The 19,196-nt window shown below is 69.7% G+C and carries 20 protein-coding genes; 13 read left to right on the top strand and 7 right to left on the bottom strand.

Annotation, left to right across the window (positions count from 1 at the left end; all coding sequences use genetic code 11):
• Positions 1-8: 8 nt before the first annotated feature.
• The 7 genes from rpmJ (at position 9) to truA (ending at position 4,704) form a co-directional block, all read left to right on the top strand.
• Positions 9-122 carry a 50S ribosomal protein L36 gene (rpmJ, locus tag AB0C30_RS24725; protein WP_003956441.1) on the top strand — a complete coding sequence of 38 codons (114 nt, stop codon included), beginning with the start codon at positions 9-11 and terminating at the stop codon, positions 120-122.
• Positions 123-342: 220 nt separating this feature from the next.
• Positions 343-723, top strand: coding sequence for a 30S ribosomal protein S13 (gene rpsM, locus AB0C30_RS24730; RefSeq protein ID WP_214633192.1), 381 nt, complete (start codon positions 343-345; stop codon positions 721-723).
• A 45-nt stretch (positions 724-768) separates the two neighbouring features.
• The gene (gene rpsK, locus AB0C30_RS24735; RefSeq protein WP_020542285.1) at positions 769-1,173 is read left to right on the top strand and encodes a 30S ribosomal protein S11; all 405 of its coding nucleotides are present in this window, start codon (positions 769-771) and stop codon (positions 1,171-1,173) included.
• A gap of 20 nt (positions 1,174-1,193) precedes the next feature.
• Entirely contained in the window at positions 1,194-1,820 is a 627-nt protein-coding gene (rpsD, locus tag AB0C30_RS24740; protein ID WP_357948186.1) for a 30S ribosomal protein S4, read from the top strand.
• A gap of 93 nt (positions 1,821-1,913) precedes the next feature.
• Positions 1,914-2,930 (top strand): DNA-directed RNA polymerase subunit alpha, encoded by a 1,017-nt coding sequence (locus tag AB0C30_RS24745; RefSeq protein WP_214633194.1) that lies wholly within the window; start codon positions 1,914-1,916, stop codon positions 2,928-2,930.
• 157 nt (positions 2,931-3,087) lie between these two features.
• On the top strand, positions 3,088-3,636 hold the full coding sequence (rplQ, locus tag AB0C30_RS24750) for a 50S ribosomal protein L17 (protein ID WP_357948189.1): 549 nt from the start codon (positions 3,088-3,090) through the stop codon (positions 3,634-3,636).
• 120 nt (positions 3,637-3,756) lie between these two features.
• Positions 3,757-4,704 (top strand): tRNA pseudouridine(38-40) synthase TruA, encoded by a 948-nt coding sequence (truA, locus tag AB0C30_RS24755; RefSeq protein WP_357948192.1) that lies wholly within the window; start codon positions 3,757-3,759, stop codon positions 4,702-4,704.
• 108 nt (positions 4,705-4,812) lie between these two features.
• Here the strand turns inward: truA and AB0C30_RS24760 are convergent, their stop codons facing one another.
• From AB0C30_RS24760 to AB0C30_RS24770, 3 genes are all read right to left on the bottom strand, one after another.
• Positions 4,813-7,113 carry a hypothetical protein gene (locus tag AB0C30_RS24760; protein ID WP_357948194.1) on the bottom strand — a complete coding sequence of 767 codons (2,301 nt, stop codon included), beginning with the start codon at positions 7,111-7,113 and terminating at the stop codon, positions 4,813-4,815.
• A gap of 396 nt (positions 7,114-7,509) precedes the next feature.
• Complete coding sequence (locus AB0C30_RS24765) at positions 7,510-8,430, bottom strand: hypothetical protein (protein ID WP_357948197.1); 921 nt, start codon at positions 8,428-8,430, stop codon at positions 7,510-7,512.
• Positions 8,431-8,453: 23 nt separating this feature from the next.
• Positions 8,454-9,209 carry a CAP domain-containing protein gene (locus AB0C30_RS24770; protein WP_357948199.1) on the bottom strand — a complete coding sequence of 252 codons (756 nt, stop codon included), beginning with the start codon at positions 9,207-9,209 and terminating at the stop codon, positions 8,454-8,456.
• A gap of 322 nt (positions 9,210-9,531) precedes the next feature.
• On the opposite strand from AB0C30_RS24770, the gene rplM reads away from it, so the two are divergent.
• From rplM to AB0C30_RS24800, 6 genes are read left to right on the top strand one after another with little or no spacing between them, the layout of a single operon-like run.
• Positions 9,532-9,975 (top strand): 50S ribosomal protein L13, encoded by a 444-nt coding sequence (gene rplM, locus AB0C30_RS24775; RefSeq protein WP_219531477.1) that lies wholly within the window; start codon positions 9,532-9,534, stop codon positions 9,973-9,975.
• 26 nt (positions 9,976-10,001) lie between these two features.
• Positions 10,002-10,523, top strand: a complete 522-nt coding sequence (rpsI, locus tag AB0C30_RS24780; protein ID WP_357948202.1) for a 30S ribosomal protein S9 — start codon at positions 10,002-10,004, stop codon at positions 10,521-10,523.
• Position 10,524: 1 nt separating this feature from the next.
• Entirely contained in the window at positions 10,525-11,871 is a 1,347-nt protein-coding gene (glmM, locus tag AB0C30_RS24785; protein ID WP_357948204.1) for a phosphoglucosamine mutase, read from the top strand.
• 57 nt (positions 11,872-11,928) lie between these two features.
• A complete protein-coding gene (locus AB0C30_RS24790) occupies positions 11,929-13,038 on the top strand; it encodes an ATP-grasp domain-containing protein (RefSeq protein WP_357948207.1) in 1,110 nt (369 codons plus the stop codon).
• Positions 12,954-14,138 carry a GNAT family N-acetyltransferase gene (locus tag AB0C30_RS24795; protein WP_357948210.1) on the top strand — a complete coding sequence of 395 codons (1,185 nt, stop codon included), beginning with the start codon at positions 12,954-12,956 and terminating at the stop codon, positions 14,136-14,138. The genes AB0C30_RS24790 and AB0C30_RS24795 overlap by 85 nt, the downstream gene beginning before the upstream one ends.
• 19 nt (positions 14,139-14,157) lie before the next feature.
• The gene (locus AB0C30_RS24800; protein ID WP_357948212.1) at positions 14,158-15,735 is read left to right on the top strand and encodes a class I adenylate-forming enzyme family protein; all 1,578 of its coding nucleotides are present in this window, start codon (positions 14,158-14,160) and stop codon (positions 15,733-15,735) included.
• Between the two features lies 1 nt (position 15,736).
• On the opposite strand, the gene AB0C30_RS24805 is transcribed toward AB0C30_RS24800, so the two are convergent.
• Genes AB0C30_RS24805 through AB0C30_RS24820 form a run of 4 tightly spaced genes read right to left on the bottom strand, consistent with a single transcriptional unit; the run spans position 15,737 to position 19,175 of the window.
• The gene (locus tag AB0C30_RS24805) at positions 15,737-16,453 is read right to left on the bottom strand and encodes an ABC transporter permease subunit (RefSeq protein WP_357948214.1); all 717 of its coding nucleotides are present in this window, start codon (positions 16,451-16,453) and stop codon (positions 15,737-15,739) included.
• A 49-nt stretch (positions 16,454-16,502) separates the two neighbouring features.
• On the bottom strand, positions 16,503-17,417 hold the full coding sequence (locus AB0C30_RS24810; RefSeq protein ID WP_357948217.1) for an ABC transporter ATP-binding protein: 915 nt from the start codon (positions 17,415-17,417) through the stop codon (positions 16,503-16,505).
• Entirely contained in the window at positions 17,414-18,271 is an 858-nt protein-coding gene (locus AB0C30_RS24815; protein WP_357948220.1) for an ABC transporter permease subunit, read from the bottom strand. The genes AB0C30_RS24810 and AB0C30_RS24815 overlap by 4 nt, the downstream gene beginning before the upstream one ends.
• Complete coding sequence (locus tag AB0C30_RS24820) at positions 18,264-19,175, bottom strand: ABC transporter ATP-binding protein (RefSeq protein ID WP_357948223.1); 912 nt, start codon at positions 19,173-19,175, stop codon at positions 18,264-18,266. Before AB0C30_RS24820 ends, AB0C30_RS24815 begins: the two co-directional genes overlap by 8 nt.
• Between the last annotated feature and the right edge of the window lie 21 nt (positions 19,176-19,196).

The following is a 19,196-nucleotide window of genomic DNA, read 5'->3' on the forward strand; positions in this document are numbered from 1 at the left end:
GAAGGACAATGAAGGTAAAGCCGAGCGTCAAGAAGATCTGCGACAAGTGCAAGGTGATCCGCCGGCACGGTCGCGTCATGGTGATCTGCGACAACCTGCGCCACAAGCAGCGTCAGGGTTAGTCGCCGTAAGGCTTCTCCGAGTCCGCCCCGGTTTCAGGGAGCGGGCTCGACGCATGAGAAGCCTGAGACAGTAATCGCGCGTCACACCTGAGCAGGCGGCCTGATTTCCGGGCCGTACCACCCAGGAGACCCCCGGTCGGAGGCCGGGGCCCTCACCCCGGGCATGGGGAGGGGTCGTGAGGCGCAAGACCTCCGCCACAACGAAGGAGAATGCCCGACCATGGCTCGCCTGGTTGGCGTCGACCTCCCCCGCGAAAAGCGGCTGGAGATCGCTCTCACCTACATTTACGGAATCGGCCGCACCCGTGCGCTGGAGGTCCTCGAGGCCACCGGTGTCAGCGGCGACACCCGCGTGCACCAGCTCACCGACGCTGAGCTCGTCCCGATGCGTGACTACATCGAGGCGAACTTCAAGATCGAGGGTGACCTGCGCCGTGAGGTTCAGGCCGACATTCGCCGCAAGATCGAGATTGGGTGCTACCAGGGCATCCGGCACCGCAAGGGCCTGCCTGTCCACGGTCAGCGCACGCAGACCAATGCGCGCACCCGCAAGGGCAAGAAGAAGACCGTGGCCGGCAAGAAGAAGCCCGGTAAGAAGTAGTCCACGCAGCCGCGGGACCGAACACCTCAGGAGTGAAGGCAAAGGATGCCTCCTAAGAGCCGTCAGGGTGCGCCCAAGAAGGTGCGCCGCAAGGAAAAGAAGAACGTCGCTCATGGGCACGCCCACATCAAGAGCACGTTCAACAACACGATCGTTTCGATCACCGACCCCAACGGGAACGTGATCTCCTGGGCCAGCGCCGGCCACGTGGGTTTCAAGGGCTCCCGTAAGTCCACCCCGTTCGCCGCTCAGATGGCCGCCGAGAACGCCGCCCGCCGCGCCATGGAGCACGGCATGCGCAAGGTTGACGTCTTCGTCAAGGGTCCCGGCTCCGGCCGCGAGACCGCGATCCGTTCCCTTCAGGCCACCGGCCTCGAAGTGGGTTCGATCCAGGACGTCACCCCGGTTCCGCACAACGGCTGCCGTCCGCCGAAGCGCCGCCGCGTCTGACACCCAGGAGAATCTGAGAAATGGCTCGTTACACGGGTGCGGACTGCAAGCTCTGCCGCCGCGAGAAGACCAAGCTCTTCCTCAAGGGCAGCAAGTGCGAGTCCGCGAAGTGCCCCATCGAGATCCGTCCTTACCCGCCGGGTGAGCACGGCCGCGGACGTCCCAAGGAGTCCGAGTACCAGCTTCAGCTTCGTGAGAAGCAGAAGACCCGCCGCATTTACGGCGTCCTCGAGAAGCAGTTCCACAACTACTACGAGGAAGCCACCCGCAAGAGCGGCAAGACCGGTGAGGCGCTGCTCCAGATCCTGGAGAGCCGTCTCGACAACGTGGTCTACCGCGCCGGGTTCGCCCAGTCGCGCGACGCCGCTCGCCAGCAGGTCCGTCACGGACACTTCCTGGTCAACGGCAAGAAGGTCGACATCCCCTCGTACCGCGTGCGTGAGCACGACATCATCGAGGTCCGTGAGACCAAGCGCAACCTGCTCCCGTACGAGGTGGCTCGCGCCACCGCCGGTGACCGCTCGGTCCCGGCGTGGCTCGGCGTCGTACCGGACAAGGTCCGCGTCCTGATCCACCAGCTGCCGGTCCGTCAGCAGATCGACACCCAGGTTCAGGAACAGCTGATCGTCGAGTACTACTCGAAGTAAGTAGTGGTTGAGGTGCGGTTCGCCGCACCTCAACTAGGCTTGTATCGGAGTGGCGTCATATAGCGGGCGCCACACGAAAAGGGGAGACCCCACATGCTGATCGCTCAGCGCCCGACTCTTCTCGAAGAGTCGATCGACGACACCCGATCCCGATTCGTCATCGAGCCGCTGGAGCCGGGTTTCGGCTACACCATCGGCAACTCGGTCCGCCGCACGCTGCTGTCGTCCATTCCGGGCGCGGCCGTGACGAGCATCCGGATCGAGGGCGTGCTGCACGAGTTCTCGACCGTTCCCGGGGTCAAGGAAGATGTCACCGACATCATCCTCAACCTCAAGGAGCTCGTCGTCTCCTCCGAGCACGACGAGCCGGTCGTGATGTACCTGCGCAAGCAGGGCCCGGGTGAGGTAACCGCCGCCGACATCGCGCCGCCGGCCGGTGTCGAGGTGCACAACCCCGAGCTGCGCATCGCCACGCTCAACGGCAAGGCGAAGCTGGAGATGGAGCTGACCGTCGAGCGCGGTCGCGGCTACGTCTCCGCCGCGCAGAACAAGCAGCCGGGTCAGGAGATCGGCCGTATTCCGATCGACTCGATCTACTCCCCGGTGCTCAAGGTCACCTACAAGGTCGAGGCGACCCGAGTCGAGCAGCGTACCGACTTCGACCGCCTGATCCTCGACGTCGAGACCAAGCCGGCCATGAAGCCCCGCGACGCGGTGGCCTCCGCCGGTAAGACCCTCGTCGAGCTCTTCGGCCTGGCCCGTGAGCTCAACGTCGAGGCCGAGGGCATCGACATCGGCCCGTCGCCGACCGACGCCGCCCTGGCCGCCGACCTGGCGCTGCCGATCGAGGAGCTGAACCTCACCGTTCGCTCCTACAACTGCCTCAAGCGCGAGGGCATCCACACCGTGGGTGAGCTCGTCGCCCGCAGCGAGCAGGACCTGCTCGACATAAGGAATTTCGGCGCCAAGTCGATCGAAGAGGTCAAGCAGAAGCTGCACGAGATGACGCTGGCGCTCAAGGACTCCCCGCCCGGGTTCGACCCGAGCGCGGTGGCCGGCGCCGGTTACGACGACGACGACAGCGCGTACGTCGAGACCGAGCAGTACTAAGCCATCGCGAGGGCTCTGCCTCGCGACTCCCCGCGCCGAGCGGTTCCCGCTCGGCGCGGGCGACGGTAACGGCTCGCATCGCCCCTAGAGCGACTGCGACCGGCCCGACTCCGGTACCTGGTACGGCCGGGGCGGGTTAACTCACAAGGAGAACGCAATGCCCAAGCCCACCAAGGGTGCACGTCTTGGCGGCAGCCCGGCGCACGAGCGGCTGATCCTGGCGAACCTCGCCACGGACCTGTTCCGCCACGGCAAGATCCGCACCACGGTTGCCAAGGCCAAGCGCGTCCGTCCGCTGGCGGAGCGCCTGATCACCAAGGCGAAGAAGGGCGACATCCACAACCGTCGCCAGGTGCTCACGGTCGTCAAGGACAAGGGCGTCGTCCACCACCTGTTCACGGACATCGCGGTGACGTTCGCCGAGCGTCCCGGCGGTTACACCCGCATCACCAAGGTGGGCGCCCGTAAGGGTGACAACGCCCCCATGGCGGTGATCGAGCTGGTGACCGAGCCGCTGAACCCGGTTCGCGTGTCGCGCACGGAGGCTCCGGCCGCCGCTGCCGCTCCCGCTCCCGCCGCTGAGGCCGAGACTGAGGCGCCGGCTGCCGCGGAGACCGCCGCGTCGGACGAGGCCGCCACGGCTGAGGCCGCTGACTCGGGTTCGGCCGAGGCTGAGGCCGGCGAGGCGAAGAAGGACGAGGCCTGATCCGTCAGGTCGGCTGAAGTCGGGCCCAGATCCCCTCTACGCGGGGATTCCGGGCCCACTTGAATCGGGCTCGGGCCCCTCTTGCGGGGGTTCGGGCCTGTTCGCGTTTTGGGGAGGGCGATGGTGGTACGGCTCCGGCTTGATCTCGGCTATGACGGGACCGACTTCTCCGGGTGGGCCAGGCAGCCGGGGCTGCGTACGGTCCAGGGGGAGATCGAGCAGGCTCTCGGCAGGATCCTGCGGCTGGCCGAGCCACCGGCGCTGACCGTCGCCGGGCGTACGGATGCCGGGGTGCACGCGCGTGGGCAGGTGGCGCACGTGGATCTTCCCGTGGAGGCGTTCGCCGCACTTGACCGCAACCACCGGAGATCCGCCGGGTCCGAGCCTGTGGCGGGTTTTCCGGCTGTCGGCTCCATGGGAGTCGGCGCGGTGTTGCCGCTGGACGTGGATGAGCGGCTCGCTACACTCCTGCGGCGGCTGGCCGGGGTACTGGAACCAGATGTACGCGTTCATCGGGTCTCCGTGGCTTCTGAGGGCTTTGACGCACGGTTCTCCGCCCTGTCACGGCGGTACGCGTACCGGGTCAGTGACGCGGCCGGTGGGGTGGATCCGTTGCGGCGCCGGGAGGTGGTCTGGCACAACCGGCCGCTGGACCTGGACGCGCTGAACGCGGCGGCCACGCATCTGCTCGGCGAGCACGACTTCGCCGCCTTCTGCAAGAAGCGCGAGGGGGCCACCACGATCCGGCGGCTGCAACGGCTCGACTGGGTGCGGGAGGGCGACGGGGTGCTGGTCGCCACCGTGGTCGCCGACGCGTTCTGCCACTCGATGGTGCGGTCGCTGGTCGGCTCCCTCCTGTCGGCCGCCGATGGGCGCCGGCCCGTCGAGTGGCCCGGGCAGGTGCTGGGGCGGGCCGTACGGGACTCCGGGGTGCATGTGGCGCCCGCGCACGGCCTGTGCCTGGAAGAGGTGACCTACCCGCCGGACGCGGAACTCGCCGCGCGCGCCCTCGCGACCCGGCGCGTCCGCACGCTGGGCGATGATCCGCCCGCGATCGACGAGCCGTAACCCGGCGGGTCCGTACGTGGGCGGTGACTCGCCCGCGATCGACGAGCCGTATCCCGGCGCATCGATCCGCCCCCTGTCGACGAGCCTGGCCCCGTGCCGAGCGGGTTGTCAGTCGTTGGTGAGGCGGCGTTCCAGGGCCTGGGAGGTCTGGTCGCGGAAGGCGCCGCTGACCTTGCCGAGTGTCTTCTCCTTGGTGCCGGGTGTGTGGCCGTCGGCGTACGTGGCGTAGCTGAAGACGATGTAGCGGCCCCAGACCAGCCCCGCGGCGTAGCCGCCCGCGATCTCCACGCGTTCGCCGCCCGTGCCCGCCGCCGCGGGCAGGCCGCGGAACCAGACGTTGCGGCCGAGGTTCTTGGCCTTGTCGGCGCTCATGGCGGCCTCTTTGGTCGGCAGTACGGCGATGCCGGTCGTCACGGCGTAGCGGCGCTTGGTGTCCACGTACGTCGCTCGTACGATCCGGCTGCACTTCTGCTCGCGCAGCGCGTCGGCGAAGGGACCGGAGGCGGCCTTCTCGCAGCTCCCCGTCATGTCGGTCTTGACCTTGGAGAAGACGGCTCCCTCCGCCTCGATCTTCTTCTTCGGGAACGCCTCGGAGAGCGACATCTTGCGCGGGTCGGTCTGCTCGGAGTTGAGGATCGAGGTGGCGGGGACGACCGGAGTCGTGGAGGCATCGGGGCTGACGATGGCAGGGGGTGCCGTCGTCGGCGGTTCCTTGGCGGCCGTCGTGGCGGCGGGCGGCGGGGCGCTCACCGACTTGTAGGCGAAGAAGCCGCCCGTGGCGACGCCTGCCAGTGCGAGCACGCCCAGGGTGATGAAGAGGGTTTTCCGGCCCGCCGGCTTGCCGGGCTGGCCGGTGGCGGGCGGTGTCGCCTGGAACGGCGACTGCTTGAACGGTCCCTGCCCGTAGGCGGCGGGCGGTGTGGAGCGGTCCTGCGCGGCCGGGACGGGCAGGGCGGGGGTGGGTTTCTGGCCCCATACCTCGAACGGGAGGTCGGGGACGTTGCCCTTCTGTTCGGTGCCCTTCTGTTCGGTCCCGCCAGGGGGGATCGGCGGCCAGACCGGGACGTCGCTCGGCTCGGCCGGGTGTCCGGCGGCGTGCGGGTCGAAGGCGGGCGGCGGGGTGCCTGGGTCGAAGGCGGGTGGTGGGGTGCCGGCGTCGAAGGCGTGCGGGCGGGCGTTGGGGCCGAAGGCGTGGGAGGCCGTCGCGCCGGACGCGGGCGTAGTGGGGTTCGCGCCGGACGCGGGCGTAGTGGGGTTCGCGTCGAAGGTGGGATCGGTGGCGTTCGGGTCGAAGGCCGGTGGGGCCGCCTCATTGACGGCGAAGGGGCGGGCGGACGCGCCCCTCGCGTCGTAGGGGGCGGTCAGGTTCGGGTCGGTCTGGTAGTCCTCGGCGTCCTCCGAGGGGTCGGCCTCTTCGTAGTCGGCCGCGGGCTGTCCGAACGTGGGGCCCTTGGTCGTCGGCCCGCCGTACACGGAGCTCTTGGGCGCGGGGTCGCTGTCGCCGGATGTGGGGGCTCCGGGCGGGATGATGCCCCCCGGGCGGGTGGGGGAGTCGTCCGGGGGCGAGCTGTCCGATGGGACGTTCCAGGGCGATGTCGGGGCGGACACGTCGTCGGAATCCGGTTCCACGGCGAGTTCGCCCGTGGCGGCGGGCCAGGGCGGCATGGCGGGCGGGTCCGAGACGGGGGCGGGCCATACCTGCATGCCCGCGGCCGCCGCGGTGAAGGCCGGTGGCGGCTCCCACGACGGCGCACCGGGCACCACGGGGTCGACCGCCCAGGTGGCGGGTTCCTCGGGGGCCCAGGTCGCGGGCTCCTCGGGGATGGGTGCGGGCCAGGCGCCGGACGCCGGAGACCATCCGGCGCCGGGCCGGCCGGGAGCCGGGGCGTCCTGTCCCGGTTCGGCGCTCGGCCACGAGGGCTGGGGACCGGAGGGCGGACTGCCCGATTCGGACTCGGCGGACTGCCATGGAGGCTGAGCGCCCGGCCCGCCGGTGTGTGACGGAGGCTGGGCGCCCGGCCCGGCGGGGTGTGACGGAGGCTGAGCGCCTGGCGCCGGGCTGTGCGACGGAGGCTGGGCGCCCGGTCCCGGAGCGGTGGGTGGCCGCGTGGGTGCGGAGCCGGCGGGCGGAGGGCCCGCGGCCGGAGGTCGCGGAGACGGGGACGGGGTGCCGGGCTGGGCGCCGAGATTGCGGGGCAGGCGGCCGCGCATGGGGCGCGGCGGGCCCTGAGGGTCGGCGAACCAGTCGTACGGCGCGGCGTCGTCGCCCGCCACCTCCCACGGCTGCGCGCCGGGGAAGGCCGGCAGGCCGGGAAGGTCGGACTGGTCCTCGGCCGAGGCCGGGTCCGACGGCTGCGGTTCGAACGGCTGCCACTCGGACGGCGAGTCGAAGGCCGATGCCCCGGTCACCGTCTGCTCAGCATCCGATGGCGTACCCGGGAAAGCGGGCAGCATGTCATGACCGGCATCGTCATAAGCGGCACTCCCGTAAGCGGCACTCCCGTAACCGGCGCTGTCAGAGCCGGAGTCAGCGCCCGCGCCGGGCTCCGGTGGCGATGCTGGAGTAGCTCCGGGCGCCTCGTGAGACGCCCGTGACTCGGGATATTGAAGGGGCTGGCCGAAGCTCGGCGGTGGCGTCGCCGGTGCGGCCGAGCCGTCAGATTCCCTACGATCGTTGTCAGACCCAGGTTCCTGGCCACGCATAAGGGGGAGCCTAGCGAGAGTCGCGAGATCGTTATGCCGGTATGGGCGTTCCCGACTGGATCATCGATGCCGTTTGGGTACGTATCAAAAGGTTTGAGGCTTTCAGCTGCCCGGGTGGCCGGTCAGCGTGCGGGAGTCAAGGGCCTTGAAGACGGTGGCCTTGGTGATGTCGTCGACCGCCTGGAAGAGCTTCTTCTGCCCCTTCTTGTCGGGCTTGCTGCCGTCCTTGTTCTGGAACCAGATCATGACGGCGTAGTGGCCGTGCATCCACATCTGGGTGCCGCCGCTCCCGGTGCCGAGGCTCTTGGTGAGCGAGTCCTTGCCGGCCAGCGGCTTGACGTAGTCGGTCTTGCTGCCGACCGACTGCACCTTGGTCGCGGTCTTGCTGGACTTGAGGTTGGCCACGCCGACCGTGCCCATCAGCTTGCCGGCCTTGTCGCGGAAGCTCGCGCGGATGATCTGCGTACACTTGCCGGCCTTGAGGGCCTTCTGCAGCTTGTCGCCGACGGCTCCGTCGGAGCACTTCTTGACCTTGCTGGTGACGGTCATCGTGTACGAGCGGCCGCCGACGGCGATCTTCTTGGTCGCGAACAGCTCCTTGACCGTGAGCGGCTCGGGGTCGGTCTTGCGATCGGCCGCGTAGCTGTACTTGCCGGGAGGGGACGACGGCAGCGGCGCGGAGGTGCGGCGGGCCGCCTGGGTCTCGGCCTGGTCGGCGCCGCCTGACTTGAACATCACCACGAGGCCCGCGACGAACAGGCCGAGCACCGCGACGCCGCCGAGCGTGAACCAGAGCGGCCCACGCGAGCGTTTGCCCTCGTCGTAGGGGCTCCATGTCGTGCTGCGGCGCGCCGGTTCGGCGACCGGCTCGGCCGCGGCCGGTTCCTTGGCCCTGCGACCGGTGGCCGCCCCGATCGGTTCGAAGGGGTTGCGGGAGCCGCCGGGTTCGGCCGTGTCACGGGCCCTGCGAGAACGGCGGGGGGTGCTCTCTGTGCTGGTGTCACGTTCGTCGGGAAAACCCATGCGGCGACATTACCGTGAAGTGGTCATGAGTAGCCGAAGTCCTGCGTCCACCACGGACCGCCGGCCCCGGCCACCACGCCGACGCCGATGGACTCGATGCGGCAGTTGAGGATGTTCTGGCGGTGGTCCTTGCTGTCGAGCCAGCCGCGGACCGCTTCTTCGGGGGAGGTGTAGCCGCGGCCGATGTTCTCGGCGGCGCCCGCCCGGTATCCGGCGCGCTCCATCCGGTCCCACGGCGAGGAGCCGTCGGGGGAGTCGTGGGTGAAGCGGCCGCTGCTCGCCATCTCAAGGGAGTGCGCGCGGGCGGAGCGGGTCAGCCTCGCGTCGGTCCGGAGGCGGCCGCAGCCGCGCTTGAGCCTGGCGGCGTTGGTGAGGCTGACGACCTTGGCCGCCATCGCCGGCGACATCTCGGCGGTCTGCTCGCCGAGCACCCGCGTGGGATCTTCGGCGGTGTAGCCGGGCACCATGTTGCCGTCCGGGCTCTTCGTGGGCTTGGCCCTGACGCTGCCGCGCGGGACCCCGGCGGTGCTCTCTCTGGGGATGCGGCCCGCGTACGGCAGCGCCTTCTTGGCCGTGGGCGTGACCGTGGGCTTGGCCTTGGCCGCGGCGGGCGGGGCCGTCTCGTTGAGGTAGATGTGGCCGGTTTCTTCGACGTTGTCCGTCAACCGCCCGATCAGCACACCCGTGAACAGAACCGCCATAAGACAGGCGAGCACCCCCAGATGGTTCCGGCGCCGTGCGCTCCGCTGGGTGTGCCGGGTGAGAGAGGTGTGCCACATGCCACACCCAACGATAGAGATGTCTGGTCCTGGGAAAGAAGGGATCCCAGGGAACCGAAATCGAACCGTTCTGTGTCAGGTAGACTGATCGCAGGTTACCGGTCTTTTGACCAGCACCCTTAAATGCGGGTAGCCTAATCAATCGTTGTGTGCATAGGTCCAGCGCGACCGATGCGCGGCGCGTCCGGCGTCATCTCCCATCATCGAGCCCATCGGGCCGGGGAGACGGAAGGTCCGGGCTGCCGTGTGCCCGCACCGACCGACCCTAGAGCTGTCGCTTCCCGACAGCGCCGAAGACGCGAGCATAAAGAAGGCTACGACCGTGCGCACGTACTCACCGAAGCCCGCCGACGTTCAGCGTCAGTGGTACGTCATCGACGCGACCGATGTCGTGCTGGGCCGGCTGGCCAGCCACGTCGCGATCCTGCTCCGCGGCAAGCACAAGCCGATCTTCGCCAACCACGTCGACACCGGCGACTTCGTCGTCGTCATCAACGCGGACAAGATCGCGCTCACCGGCAACAAGCGTGAGCAGAAGAAGGCCTACCGCCACTCGGGTTACCCGGGCGGTCTGCGTTCCGTCAGTTATGGCGAGCTCATGGACAAGCGGCCGGACAAGGCCGTCGAAAAGGCCGTCAAGGGCATGCTGCCGAAGAACTCCCTCGGCCGGAAGATGGCCAAGAAGCTCAAGGTCTACGCGGGGTCCGAGCACCCGCACCAGGCCCAGCAGCCGGTGCCGTTCGAGATCACCCAGATCGCCCAGTAGTAGTCCGAAAGATTTAGAGGAGAACCGTGGCTGAGCCCACCGGTGTCGAGACGGCCGTCGAGGCCGAGGTGGAAGAATTCTCCGGCGAGGAGTTCCCTTCCGAGTACACCACCGAGTCCACCGCCAGCGCTGACGCTCCCGTGCGCAAGCCCGTCACCACGGGCAACTCGTACGGCACCGGTCGCCGTAAGGAGGCGATCGCCCGCGTGCGCATCGTCCCCGGCACCGGCAAGTGGACGATCAACGGTCGTTCGCTGGACGTCTACTTCCCCAACAAGGTCCACCAGCAGATCGTCAACGAGCCCTTCGTGGTGCTCGGCGCCGAGGAGGCGTTCGACGTCATCGCGCGCATCGACGGTGGCGGCGTGACCGGCCAGGCCGGCGCGCTGCGCATGGGCCTGTCCCGTGCGCTGGCGATCCTTGATGTCGAGACCAACCGAGCGCCTCTGAAGAAGGCCGGCTTCCTCACCCGTGACGCCCGCGCCACGGAGCGGAAGAAGTACGGCCTCAAGAAGGCCCGTAAGGCTCCGCAGTACAGCAAGCGCTAAATTGGCGCGTCTTTTCGGCACCGACGGGGTTCGTGGGGTCGCTGGTCGCGACCTCACGGCGGAGCTCGCCATGGACCTCTCGGTCGCGGCGGCTCACGTCCTCGGCGATGCGGGCGCGTTCACGGCCACAGGACGTCGTCCTGTGGCCGTCGTAGGCCGGGACCCGCGTGCCTCGGGGGAGTTCCTCGAGGCCGCAGTGGTCGCCGGCCTTGCGTCGTCCGGAGTGGATGTGCTGCGCCTCGGCGTGCTGCCCACCCCGGCCGTCGCCTACCTCACCGCCGCGCTCGGCGCCGACATCGGCGTCATGCTGTCGGCGTCGCACAACGCGGCACCGGACAACGGCATCAAGTTCCTGGCCCGGGGCGGTTTCAAGCTGTCCGACGCGGTCGAGGACGAGATCGAGCGGCGGCTCGGCGAGGACTGGACCTTTCCCGTCGGCTCCGCCGTGGGCCGGGTGCGTGATGCCTACGGTGAGGCCGACCGCTACATCTCCCATGTGCTGACCACGGTCAGTGGCCGGCTCGACGGTCTCGACATCGTCGTCGACTGCGCACATGGCGCCGCTCACATGGTCGCCCCCGAGGCGCTGGTGCGATCCGGAGCCAGGGTGGAGGCCATCGGCGCGCGGCCCGACGGCCTCAACATCAACGCCGGCTACGGCTCCACCCACCTGCCCAAGCTGCAGCAGGTCGTCGTCTCGCGCGGCGCCGACCTCGGCATCGCGTATGACGGCGACGCCGACCGCTGCCTGGCGGTCGACCACACCGGCGCGATCATCGACGGCGACCAGATCATGGCGATCCTCGCGGCCGACATGCACGCCGAGGGCACGCTGGCCAAGGACACCGTGGTCGCGACCGTGATGTCCAACCTAGGCTTCAAGCTGGCCATGCGCGAGGCGGGCATCCACGTCGTGGAGACCGCGGTGGGCGACCGCTACGTGCTGGAGCGCATGAAGTCCGACGGCTACAACCTGGGTGGTGAGCAGTCGGGGCACGTCATCATGCTCGACCACGCGACCACCGGCGACGGCCTGCTCACCTCGCTGCACCTGCTCTCGGTCGTGGCCAGGTCGGGCAAGTCGCTGCGCGAGCTGGCCGCGGTGATGACGCCGCTGCCGCAGATCCTGATCAACGTCAAGGACGTGGACCGGGGCAAGGCGTCGGTGCCCGAGCTCACCGAGGCCGTGGCGCTGGCGGAGAAGGAGCTGGGTGAGACGGGCCGGGTGCTGATCAGGCCCAGCGGCACCGAGCCGATGATCCGCGTGATGGTCGAGGCCTCGTCCGAGGAGCACGCCTCCGAGGTCGCCGGTCGGCTGGCCGACGTGGTCCGGGTCGCCTGCGTCTGAGGCTTTTCCGGTGAGGGGCACGGCGGCGCCGTGCCCCTCACGCGTATCCTGCGGCTGGTGAGCGTGACTGTGCTGATCACCGGTGGGCGGGCGCCCGTGGCGCTGGACCTGGCCAGGAAGTTCGCCAGGTCGGGTGCGCGGGTCGTGGTGGCCGAGAGCTCGCGGGCGCAGCTCTGCGCGCGGTCCTCGGCCGTGGCGGTGAGCCATCGGGTGCCGCCGCCCAACCGGGCTCCCGAGGCGTTCGCCGACGCGCTGGCCGACATCGTCAAGCTGGAGGGCGTGCGGCTGGTCGTACCCACCTGCGAGGAAATCTTCTGGGTGGCCCGAGGGCGGAAGCGGCTGCACTGCGAGGTGCTGGCCGAGCCGCTCGGGACCCTGCGGACGTTGCACAGCAAGTGGGAGTTCGTCCAGCTGGCGAAGGGGTTCGGGCTGCCGGTGCCCGAGACGGCGCTGGTGACGTCGCAGGCCGACCTGGCCGGGATCCGGCGCCCGTTCATCCTGAAGCCTGTTTTTTCGCGCTTTGGTACGAAAGTGCAGGTTGTACGGGGAAATATCGCGTTAAGGGCGGGCGAGGGGCCCTGGGTGGCTCAGGAACTGCTCGACGGGACGCAGATCTGCACCTACTCCGTGGCGGTGAAGGGGCGATTGGTGGCTCATGCCGCCTACGCGGTGGAGTTCACGGCTTCTGGGGCTTGTGTGAGTTTCGAGCCGGTGGAGCATGCCGAGGTGGACGCCTGGGTGACGGAGTTCGTCGCGCGGGTCGGATTCAACGGGCAGATCGCCTTCGACTTCATGGTCGGCGACCGGGTGCTGCCGATGGAGTGCAATCCACGGGCCACCAGCGGGGTCCATCTGCTGGGCGACGAGCTGGCCGGGGTGCTGCTCGGTGACGTACCCGACCGGCCGCTGCGGCCCGCGCCGGGCACGCGGGCGATGATCGGGCTGGCGATGCTGGGCTTCGGCCTGGCGGGAGTACGCTCCTGGCCGGAATTGCGCCGGTGGGCGAGCGTGGTGTCGGCCGCTGACGACGTGATCACGGTGGAAGGGGACCGGGGGCCGTTCCTGGCGCAGTTCGGGGTGCTGTGGGAGAACTGGATCCGCTCGTTGTGGACGCGGCGGTCACTGATCGAGTGCTCGACGTACGACATCGAGTGGGACGGCCGGTGAAGGCCGAGCTGTTCACGAAGGACACCCTCGGCGAGCTGCCCTGGCCCGATTCCGAGGACGGCGCCTACGCGCGTGACTACCTGGTGCCGCTGGTCGAGCACGGGACCGAGGCGTTCGTCACCAATGTGGCCACGACCTACGGGGTGCTGCTCGTGGACGGGCGCATTGTCCTGCCGGTGTCGGTCAATGATGGTGAACAGGGGAACGCGTGGGTGTGCTCGCCGTACACGCACTATGTGACCTATGCCGGTGAGGAGCTGCGCGTGCTCGGCAGCGGGGTGCTGCGCGCGGTGCTGGCGGCTGCGCTGGCCGCGCTGGGCGCGCTGTGCCGGTGGGCGGAGCTGGACCGGGTGGTGCTGGTCAACAACTGGCTGCTGTCCACGAACCTCTATCCGGCCATCGAGCCCGCCCATGAGCGGGCCGCCATCCGCTTCCTGCGGGAGCGGTTCCCCGGGCACGCCGTCGGGTTCTGCTCGGTGAACCGGCGGATCGACGGCTGTGTGATGGTGCCGGGGCGGCGGATCTACCTGGTGCGGCCGGGGGAGCAGGAGGCCCGGCATCGCAAGCGGTGGCGGCGCGATCTGCGGCTGGTCGGGCGCAGAGGGTATGAGGTGGTGCGGCCGGGAGAGGGTGATGCGGCTCGGGTGGTCGAGCTCTATGACCTGCTTTATCTGGATAAGTACTCACGGAACAATCCGCAGTTCACCGAGCGGTTCGTCCGCGAGACCATGCGGGCGGGCACGATCACCTACTGGGCGCTGGCCAGGGACGGGCGGATCGACGGGGTGCTCGGCTACTTCCACCGCGACGGGACGCTGACCACGCCGATCTTCGGCTACGACACCGCGCTGCCGCAGGGGATCGGGCTGTACCGGATGCTGAGCGCGCTGGTCTACCAGATCGCTGTAGACGAGGGGCTGTCGGTCAACGACAGTGCGGGTGCGGGGGAGTTCAAGCGGCTGCGTGGGGCGGTGCCGGAGATCGAGTATCGGGCCGTGTACGTCGGGCATCTGCCATGGCGGCGGCGTACGGGGTGGGTGATGCTGGCCTGGCTGCTCGACCGGGTCGCGGTGCCGGTCATGCGGCGTTACGAGCTTTGAGGGCTTTTGAGGGAGTGGGATGCGGAGTGATCTGCTGGCTCAGGTGTTCGCCGCCTGTGAGCGTACGCCCCGGGCGACGGCGATCGTGGGGGCACGCGGGCGGGAGCTGACGTTCGGCGGGCTGCGTGAGCGGGCGCTGCGCATCCGCGACCGGCTGGTGGCGGAGGGGCTCGGGCGCGGCGACGGCGTGCTGTACGCCGTCGAGCCCTCGCCGGACGCGATCGCCGTGGCGCTGGGCGTGGTCGCCGCGGGCGGGGTGCTGGTGCTGGCCGATCCCGGCCTCGCGCCGGAGATCCTGCGGGCCCGGCTCCGGCTGGCCCGGCCGCGCTGGGTGGTGGCGGGGTCGCTGCTGTACGCGGTCACGTCGTTCGCACCGCTGCGCGCGCTGGCCAGGCGCCGGGGCGTGCTCCTGCCCGGCCTTCGCGATCCGCTGCCGGAGCTGGAACTGCGCCACGCCTACACCGGCCGGTGGCTGCCCGGCGTGCCGAGAGCGGCGGTACGGTTACGCGGCCTGGATGGCCCGCCGCTCCACGCCGGCCCTGGTCCCGGCATCGACCCCGGCGCGGGCGCCGGTCTGGGTGCGGGTGCGGTCGGCGCGACCGGGGCGGGTGCGGTCGGCGCGATCGGTGCGAGTTGGGGTGAAGTGGATGATCCGGCGGCGGTGATCTTCACTTCCGGTACCACCGCGCACCCAAGGGCCGTCGTCCACACCCGCGCGTCCCTCGCCGCCGGGCTGGAGATCTTCAGGGACCGCTTCCCCGTCGAGCCCGGCGACGTCGTCCACACCGACGGCCTCATGCTCGGCCTGCCCGCGCTCATCGGCGGCGCCACCTGGTCGATGCCCGGCCCGGCCAAGCTGATCTTCGAGCGCCGGGTGACCCACCTGTACTGCGTGCCCGTCGAGCTGGCCGGGCTCGTCGCCCGGGTGGAACGGCTGCCGGAGAGCCTGCGCCACCTGCTGCTCGGCTCGGCTCCCGCGCCCCCTGCCGTACTGCGGAAGGCGATCGCCGCCGCACCCGGCGCGGAGGTGCTGAGCGTGTACGCGATGACGGAGGCGCTGCCGATCGCGCTGGCGAGCGCGGCCGAGAAGCTGGCCTGCGCCGAGGGAGACCTGCTCGGTGCGCCGCTGCCGGGAGTCGGCGTGCGGTTCACCGAGGATCAGGAGCTGGTCGTCAGCGGCCCGCACGTGGCGCGCGGCTACCTGGGCGAACCGCCGCACGACGAGGTGGCCACCGGCGACCTGGTCCGCCTGGACGGACAGGGCCGCCTCGTCCTGCTCAGCCGGAAGAAGGACATGATCCTTCGCGACGGCTTCAATATCTACCCGAGCCTGTACGAACCGGCCATCGCCGCGCTGCCCGGCGTGGCCGACGCGGCCATCGTCGGCCTGGCCGATCCGGTCACCGGGGACGAGGAGGTCGTACTGGCGCTGGTGCCCGGCGACGGCTTCCAGGAGGCGGCGGTACGCGCCCGGCTGCCCGCGCTGGTCGACGCGGGCGCGCTGCCCGACCGGATCGCGGTGCTCCCGGACTTCCCGCGATCCAGCAGGCGCAAGCTCGACCGGGCGGCCCTGCGCGCGGCCATCGGCCGCCCGTGAGCTATTCGTCGCCCGTCAGTGTGAAGACGCGCAGCCGCTGTCCCGCCCAGAGGACCGCGCCCAGCGTCACGATGATCAGCGCCGGTACGGCGAAGCCGAGCGTCACATTGGCCTCCAGGAACGGGTTGCCGGAGAGCTGGTCGGCGATCGTCAGAGCCCACTGCTGAATGGAGAACTTCTGCGCCCCCGGTACGAACGTGCCGACCAGCGTCTCCCACAGCAGTGCGTAGATGATCCCGATCGTGACCGCGTGCCGGGTCAGGATGCCGAGCAGCAGGAACACCGCGGCGTAGGCGATGCCTGCGCACAGCGCGCCGACCGCGAAGCCCACCGCGAGGCCGTCCTCGTTGCCCACCAGCAGCCAGGCCGCGAAGTACGTCGGGACCGCCGAGAACACCGCCAGCAGCGATGCGGCCACCAGGAACTTCGTCTGCGCTATGACCGGCCGGGAGATCGGCTTGGACATCAGGTGGATGATCGTGCCGTCGTCGATCTCCGGGGCGATCACCCCGGTGCCCGCGATGAGGCCGAGCAGCGGAAGCATCGTGCCGATGGCGAACTTGTCCATCAGCAGTTCGGCCGAGTGCGGGTCGTGGCCGCCGAACACCCGCAGCATGACGGCCAACCCGATCAATGCGAGCGGTAGCAGAAGCAGAAGGAAGATCCTCCGCCTGCCCAGCAGCGCCCGGTAAGTGATACCAGCAACGACCGGATTCATTGCCTCACCCCATCGGTCGCTGGGATCCGGTGTCTTCCTCGCGGGTTCATCACGTGCTCCGGTTGATCAGGTAGGCGAAGACGCTCTCCAGGTCCTCGTCGGCGGGGGAGACCTCGTGCAGGCGGATCCCTTCGGTGCGGGCGACGCGCGGTAGCAGCCACGCGAAGCGCCGGAACTCGACCGCCTGGACCTCCAGCCCGCCCGCGCCGAGCGAGACGCCGCCCGCCGAGCTGTCGAGCATCAGGGCGGCGGCGAGCTTCCTGTCGTCGCTCGACCGGATCCTGAACAGGTGCGGCCGGTCGGTCATCAGCCGGCGGATCTCGCGGAAGTTGCCCGAGGCGGCGTGCCGGCCCGCGACCAGTACCTCGATCTGCTGGGCGACCCGCTCGACCTCCTCCAGGATGTGCGAGCTGAACAGGATCGTCTTCCCCGCCGTGCCCATGGAGCGGATCAGGTCCATCAGGTGCAGCCGCTGGCGCGGGTCCATGCCGTTGAACGGCTCGTCGAGCAGCAAAACCGGCGGGTCGTGGACGAGCGCGGCGGCGACCTTCACCCGCTGGCGCATGCCCTTGGAGTAGGTCTCGACGCGGCGGTCCTTGGGCTCCTCCATCTCGACCGTGGCCAGCGCCTTGCGGGCGGCCTCGATCGGATCGGGAAGTCCGTGGAGCCGGGCGGCGGACAGGACGAACTGCCAGCCGGTGAGGAACCCGTAGACACCCTCCCGTTCAGGAACCAGGCCGATGTTCTTATAGATGTGGTGGTTTTTCCAGATCTGGGTGCCGTCCATCGTCACCGTGCCGCCCGAGGGGGCCAGGAACCCGGCCATCAGGTGCAGCAGTGTCGACTTGCCCGCGCCGTTGGGGCCGAGCAGGCCGGTGACGCCGGGACCGATCGTCATCGTGACGTCGTTGACCGCCACCACGTTGCCGTACCAGCGAGAGACCTGTGCGAGCTCGATCTTCATCGGGCGGCCGCCTTCCGATAGCGGGCCGCGAGCGCCGCCAGGCCGATCCCGATGAGCACGACCACGAGGATCGCCGGGACGGGCCCCGGCGGGTAGCCGCCGTCCGGAACGTTGGCCGTGGTGCTGAACAGCCACACCTGTACGGCGTCGACCAGCCAGAACGGGTTGAGCAGCCAGGCCCACGCGGCTCCCGACTCGTTGCCCGTCGAGGACAGCGTGCCGTAGATGACCGGGACGGAGGCCGAGGTGAGCAGATAGAGGGCGATGACGGAGGCGACGCCGAGCCCGCGCCTGGGCGTCAGCGAGGCGATGGCCAGGCCGAACGACGACAGCAGGAGCGCGAGCACCAGCGCCATGGCCAGGGCCCCGAAGTACTCCTTGGTCTGCGGCGGCCCGTCCATGTCGATGAGCAGTTCGCCCACGTAGATCAGCGTGAGCGGCACGGCGAGCAGCAGGAACAGCGCCGCGGTCATGGCGATGACCTTGGCGGCCACGTACTCGGCGATCGTGACCGGACGTGACAGGTACAGCGGCAGCACCCGGAAGCGCAGGTCGGGCGCCACGACCGTCGGCGCCTGCGCGGCCAGGAAGATGGCCACGACCGGCTGCATGTAGGTCGCGAAGCCGCTGTAGGCCATGCCGCGCTGCTTCAACAGGGCCATCATCGCGATCGACACGACCGCGGGCAGCAGCATGATGACGCCCAGGGCGAACGGAATGATCTTGCTGCGTGCCGTACGCCCGAGGCCGAAGACGCCGCGCAGGCTGTGGACGGTGAGCGCGCGCGTCGAGTAGCCGCGGCCGAGCCGCGGACCGTCGTAATGGCGGTAACCGATGTCATAGATCTCAGACACCCGCGTCGACCTCCTCCCTGAAGACGTCCTCGATGCGGTGGCGGCCCTGTTCCAGCCGGATCAGGCAGAGGTCGAGATCGACGGCCGCGTCGCGGATCGCGTCGAACGTCTCCGGGCCCGCCACCTTGACCAGTAGCAGGCGGCCGTGCTGGACGGCGCTGTGGCCGAGCTCGGACAGCCGCTCGGCGAGCGGCTGCGTGCCCTCCTCGACCTCGACCGTGACGGTCTGCGTGGCCTGGGTGAACTCGGCGATCGCGGAGGAGCGCAGCAGCCGGCCCGCGTCGATGACGATCACGTGGTCGCAGATCCGCTCCAGCTCGCCGAGCAGGTGCGAGGTGACGAGCACGCTGATGCCGAAGTCGGTGCCGATGCGCCTGATCAGCGCCAGCATCTCGTCCCGGCCGCGCGGGTCGAGCCCGTTGGTCGGCTCGTCGAGGAATACCAGCTTGGGGTCGTGCACGAGCGCCTGGGCCAGCTTGACCCGCTGCTTCATGCCGGTGGAGTAGCCGCCGATGGCGCGGTAGCGCTCCTCGGCCAGGCCGACGTGGCGCAGCACGTCGGCGGCGCGCTCGCGGGCCGCCGTACGCGGCAACCCGGACATCTGGGCAAGGTGGACGACCAGCTCGGTGGCGGACACGTCAGGGGGAAGACAGTCGTGCTCGGGCATGTAGCCCACGAACCTGCGGATCTCGGCGCCCTGCGTGGTCACGTCGAGATCGAGCACCCGCGCGCCGCCCCCGGTCGGGGGCAGCAGGCCCAGCAGGATCTTGATCAGCGTCGACTTGCCGGCGCCGTTAGCCCCGACCAGGCCGGTGACACCGGACCCGACGGTGACCGTCAGCTGGTCGAGTGCCGTGACGGTCGGGAAGCGTTTGGTCAGCCCCTCGGTAGCGAGGATGTGCATGGTCCGGACCCTACCGGCCGG

It is taken from the genome of Nonomuraea sp. NPDC048901 (genome assembly GCF_040649695.1).
Lineage (GTDB): Bacteria > Actinomycetota > Actinomycetes > Streptosporangiales > Streptosporangiaceae > Nonomuraea.

What these genes read in the sequence shown, in the direction of transcription:
- rpmJ (WP_003956441.1), top strand. Translation starts at nt 9, where the DNA reads ATGAAGGTAAAGCCGAGCGTCAAGAAGATCTGCGACAAGTGCAAGGTG.
- rpsM (WP_214633192.1), top strand. Translation starts at nt 343, where the DNA reads ATGGCTCGCCTGGTTGGCGTCGACCTCCCCCGCGAAAAGCGGCTGGAG.
- rpsK (WP_020542285.1), top strand. Translation starts at nt 769, where the DNA reads ATGCCTCCTAAGAGCCGTCAGGGTGCGCCCAAGAAGGTGCGCCGCAAG.
- rpsD (WP_357948186.1), top strand. Translation starts at nt 1,194, where the DNA reads ATGGCTCGTTACACGGGTGCGGACTGCAAGCTCTGCCGCCGCGAGAAG.
- AB0C30_RS24745 (WP_214633194.1), top strand. Translation starts at nt 1,914, where the DNA reads ATGCTGATCGCTCAGCGCCCGACTCTTCTCGAAGAGTCGATCGACGAC.
- rplQ (WP_357948189.1), top strand. Translation starts at nt 3,088, where the DNA reads ATGCCCAAGCCCACCAAGGGTGCACGTCTTGGCGGCAGCCCGGCGCAC.
- truA (WP_357948192.1), top strand. Translation starts at nt 3,757, where the DNA reads ATGGTGGTACGGCTCCGGCTTGATCTCGGCTATGACGGGACCGACTTC.
- AB0C30_RS24765 (WP_357948197.1), bottom strand. Translation starts at nt 8,430, where the DNA reads ATGGGTTTTCCCGACGAACGTGACACCAGCACAGAGAGCACCCCCCGC.
- AB0C30_RS24770 (WP_357948199.1), bottom strand. Translation starts at nt 9,209, where the DNA reads ATGTGGCACACCTCTCTCACCCGGCACACCCAGCGGAGCGCACGGCGC.
- AB0C30_RS24800 (WP_357948212.1), top strand. Translation starts at nt 14,158, where the DNA reads ATGCGGAGTGATCTGCTGGCTCAGGTGTTCGCCGCCTGTGAGCGTACG.
- AB0C30_RS24805 (WP_357948214.1), bottom strand. Translation starts at nt 16,453, where the DNA reads ATGAATCCGGTCGTTGCTGGTATCACTTACCGGGCGCTGCTGGGCAGG.
- AB0C30_RS24810 (WP_357948217.1), bottom strand. Translation starts at nt 17,417, where the DNA reads ATGAAGATCGAGCTCGCACAGGTCTCTCGCTGGTACGGCAACGTGGTG.
- AB0C30_RS24820 (WP_357948223.1), bottom strand. Translation starts at nt 19,175, where the DNA reads ATGCACATCCTCGCTACCGAGGGGCTGACCAAACGCTTCCCGACCGTC.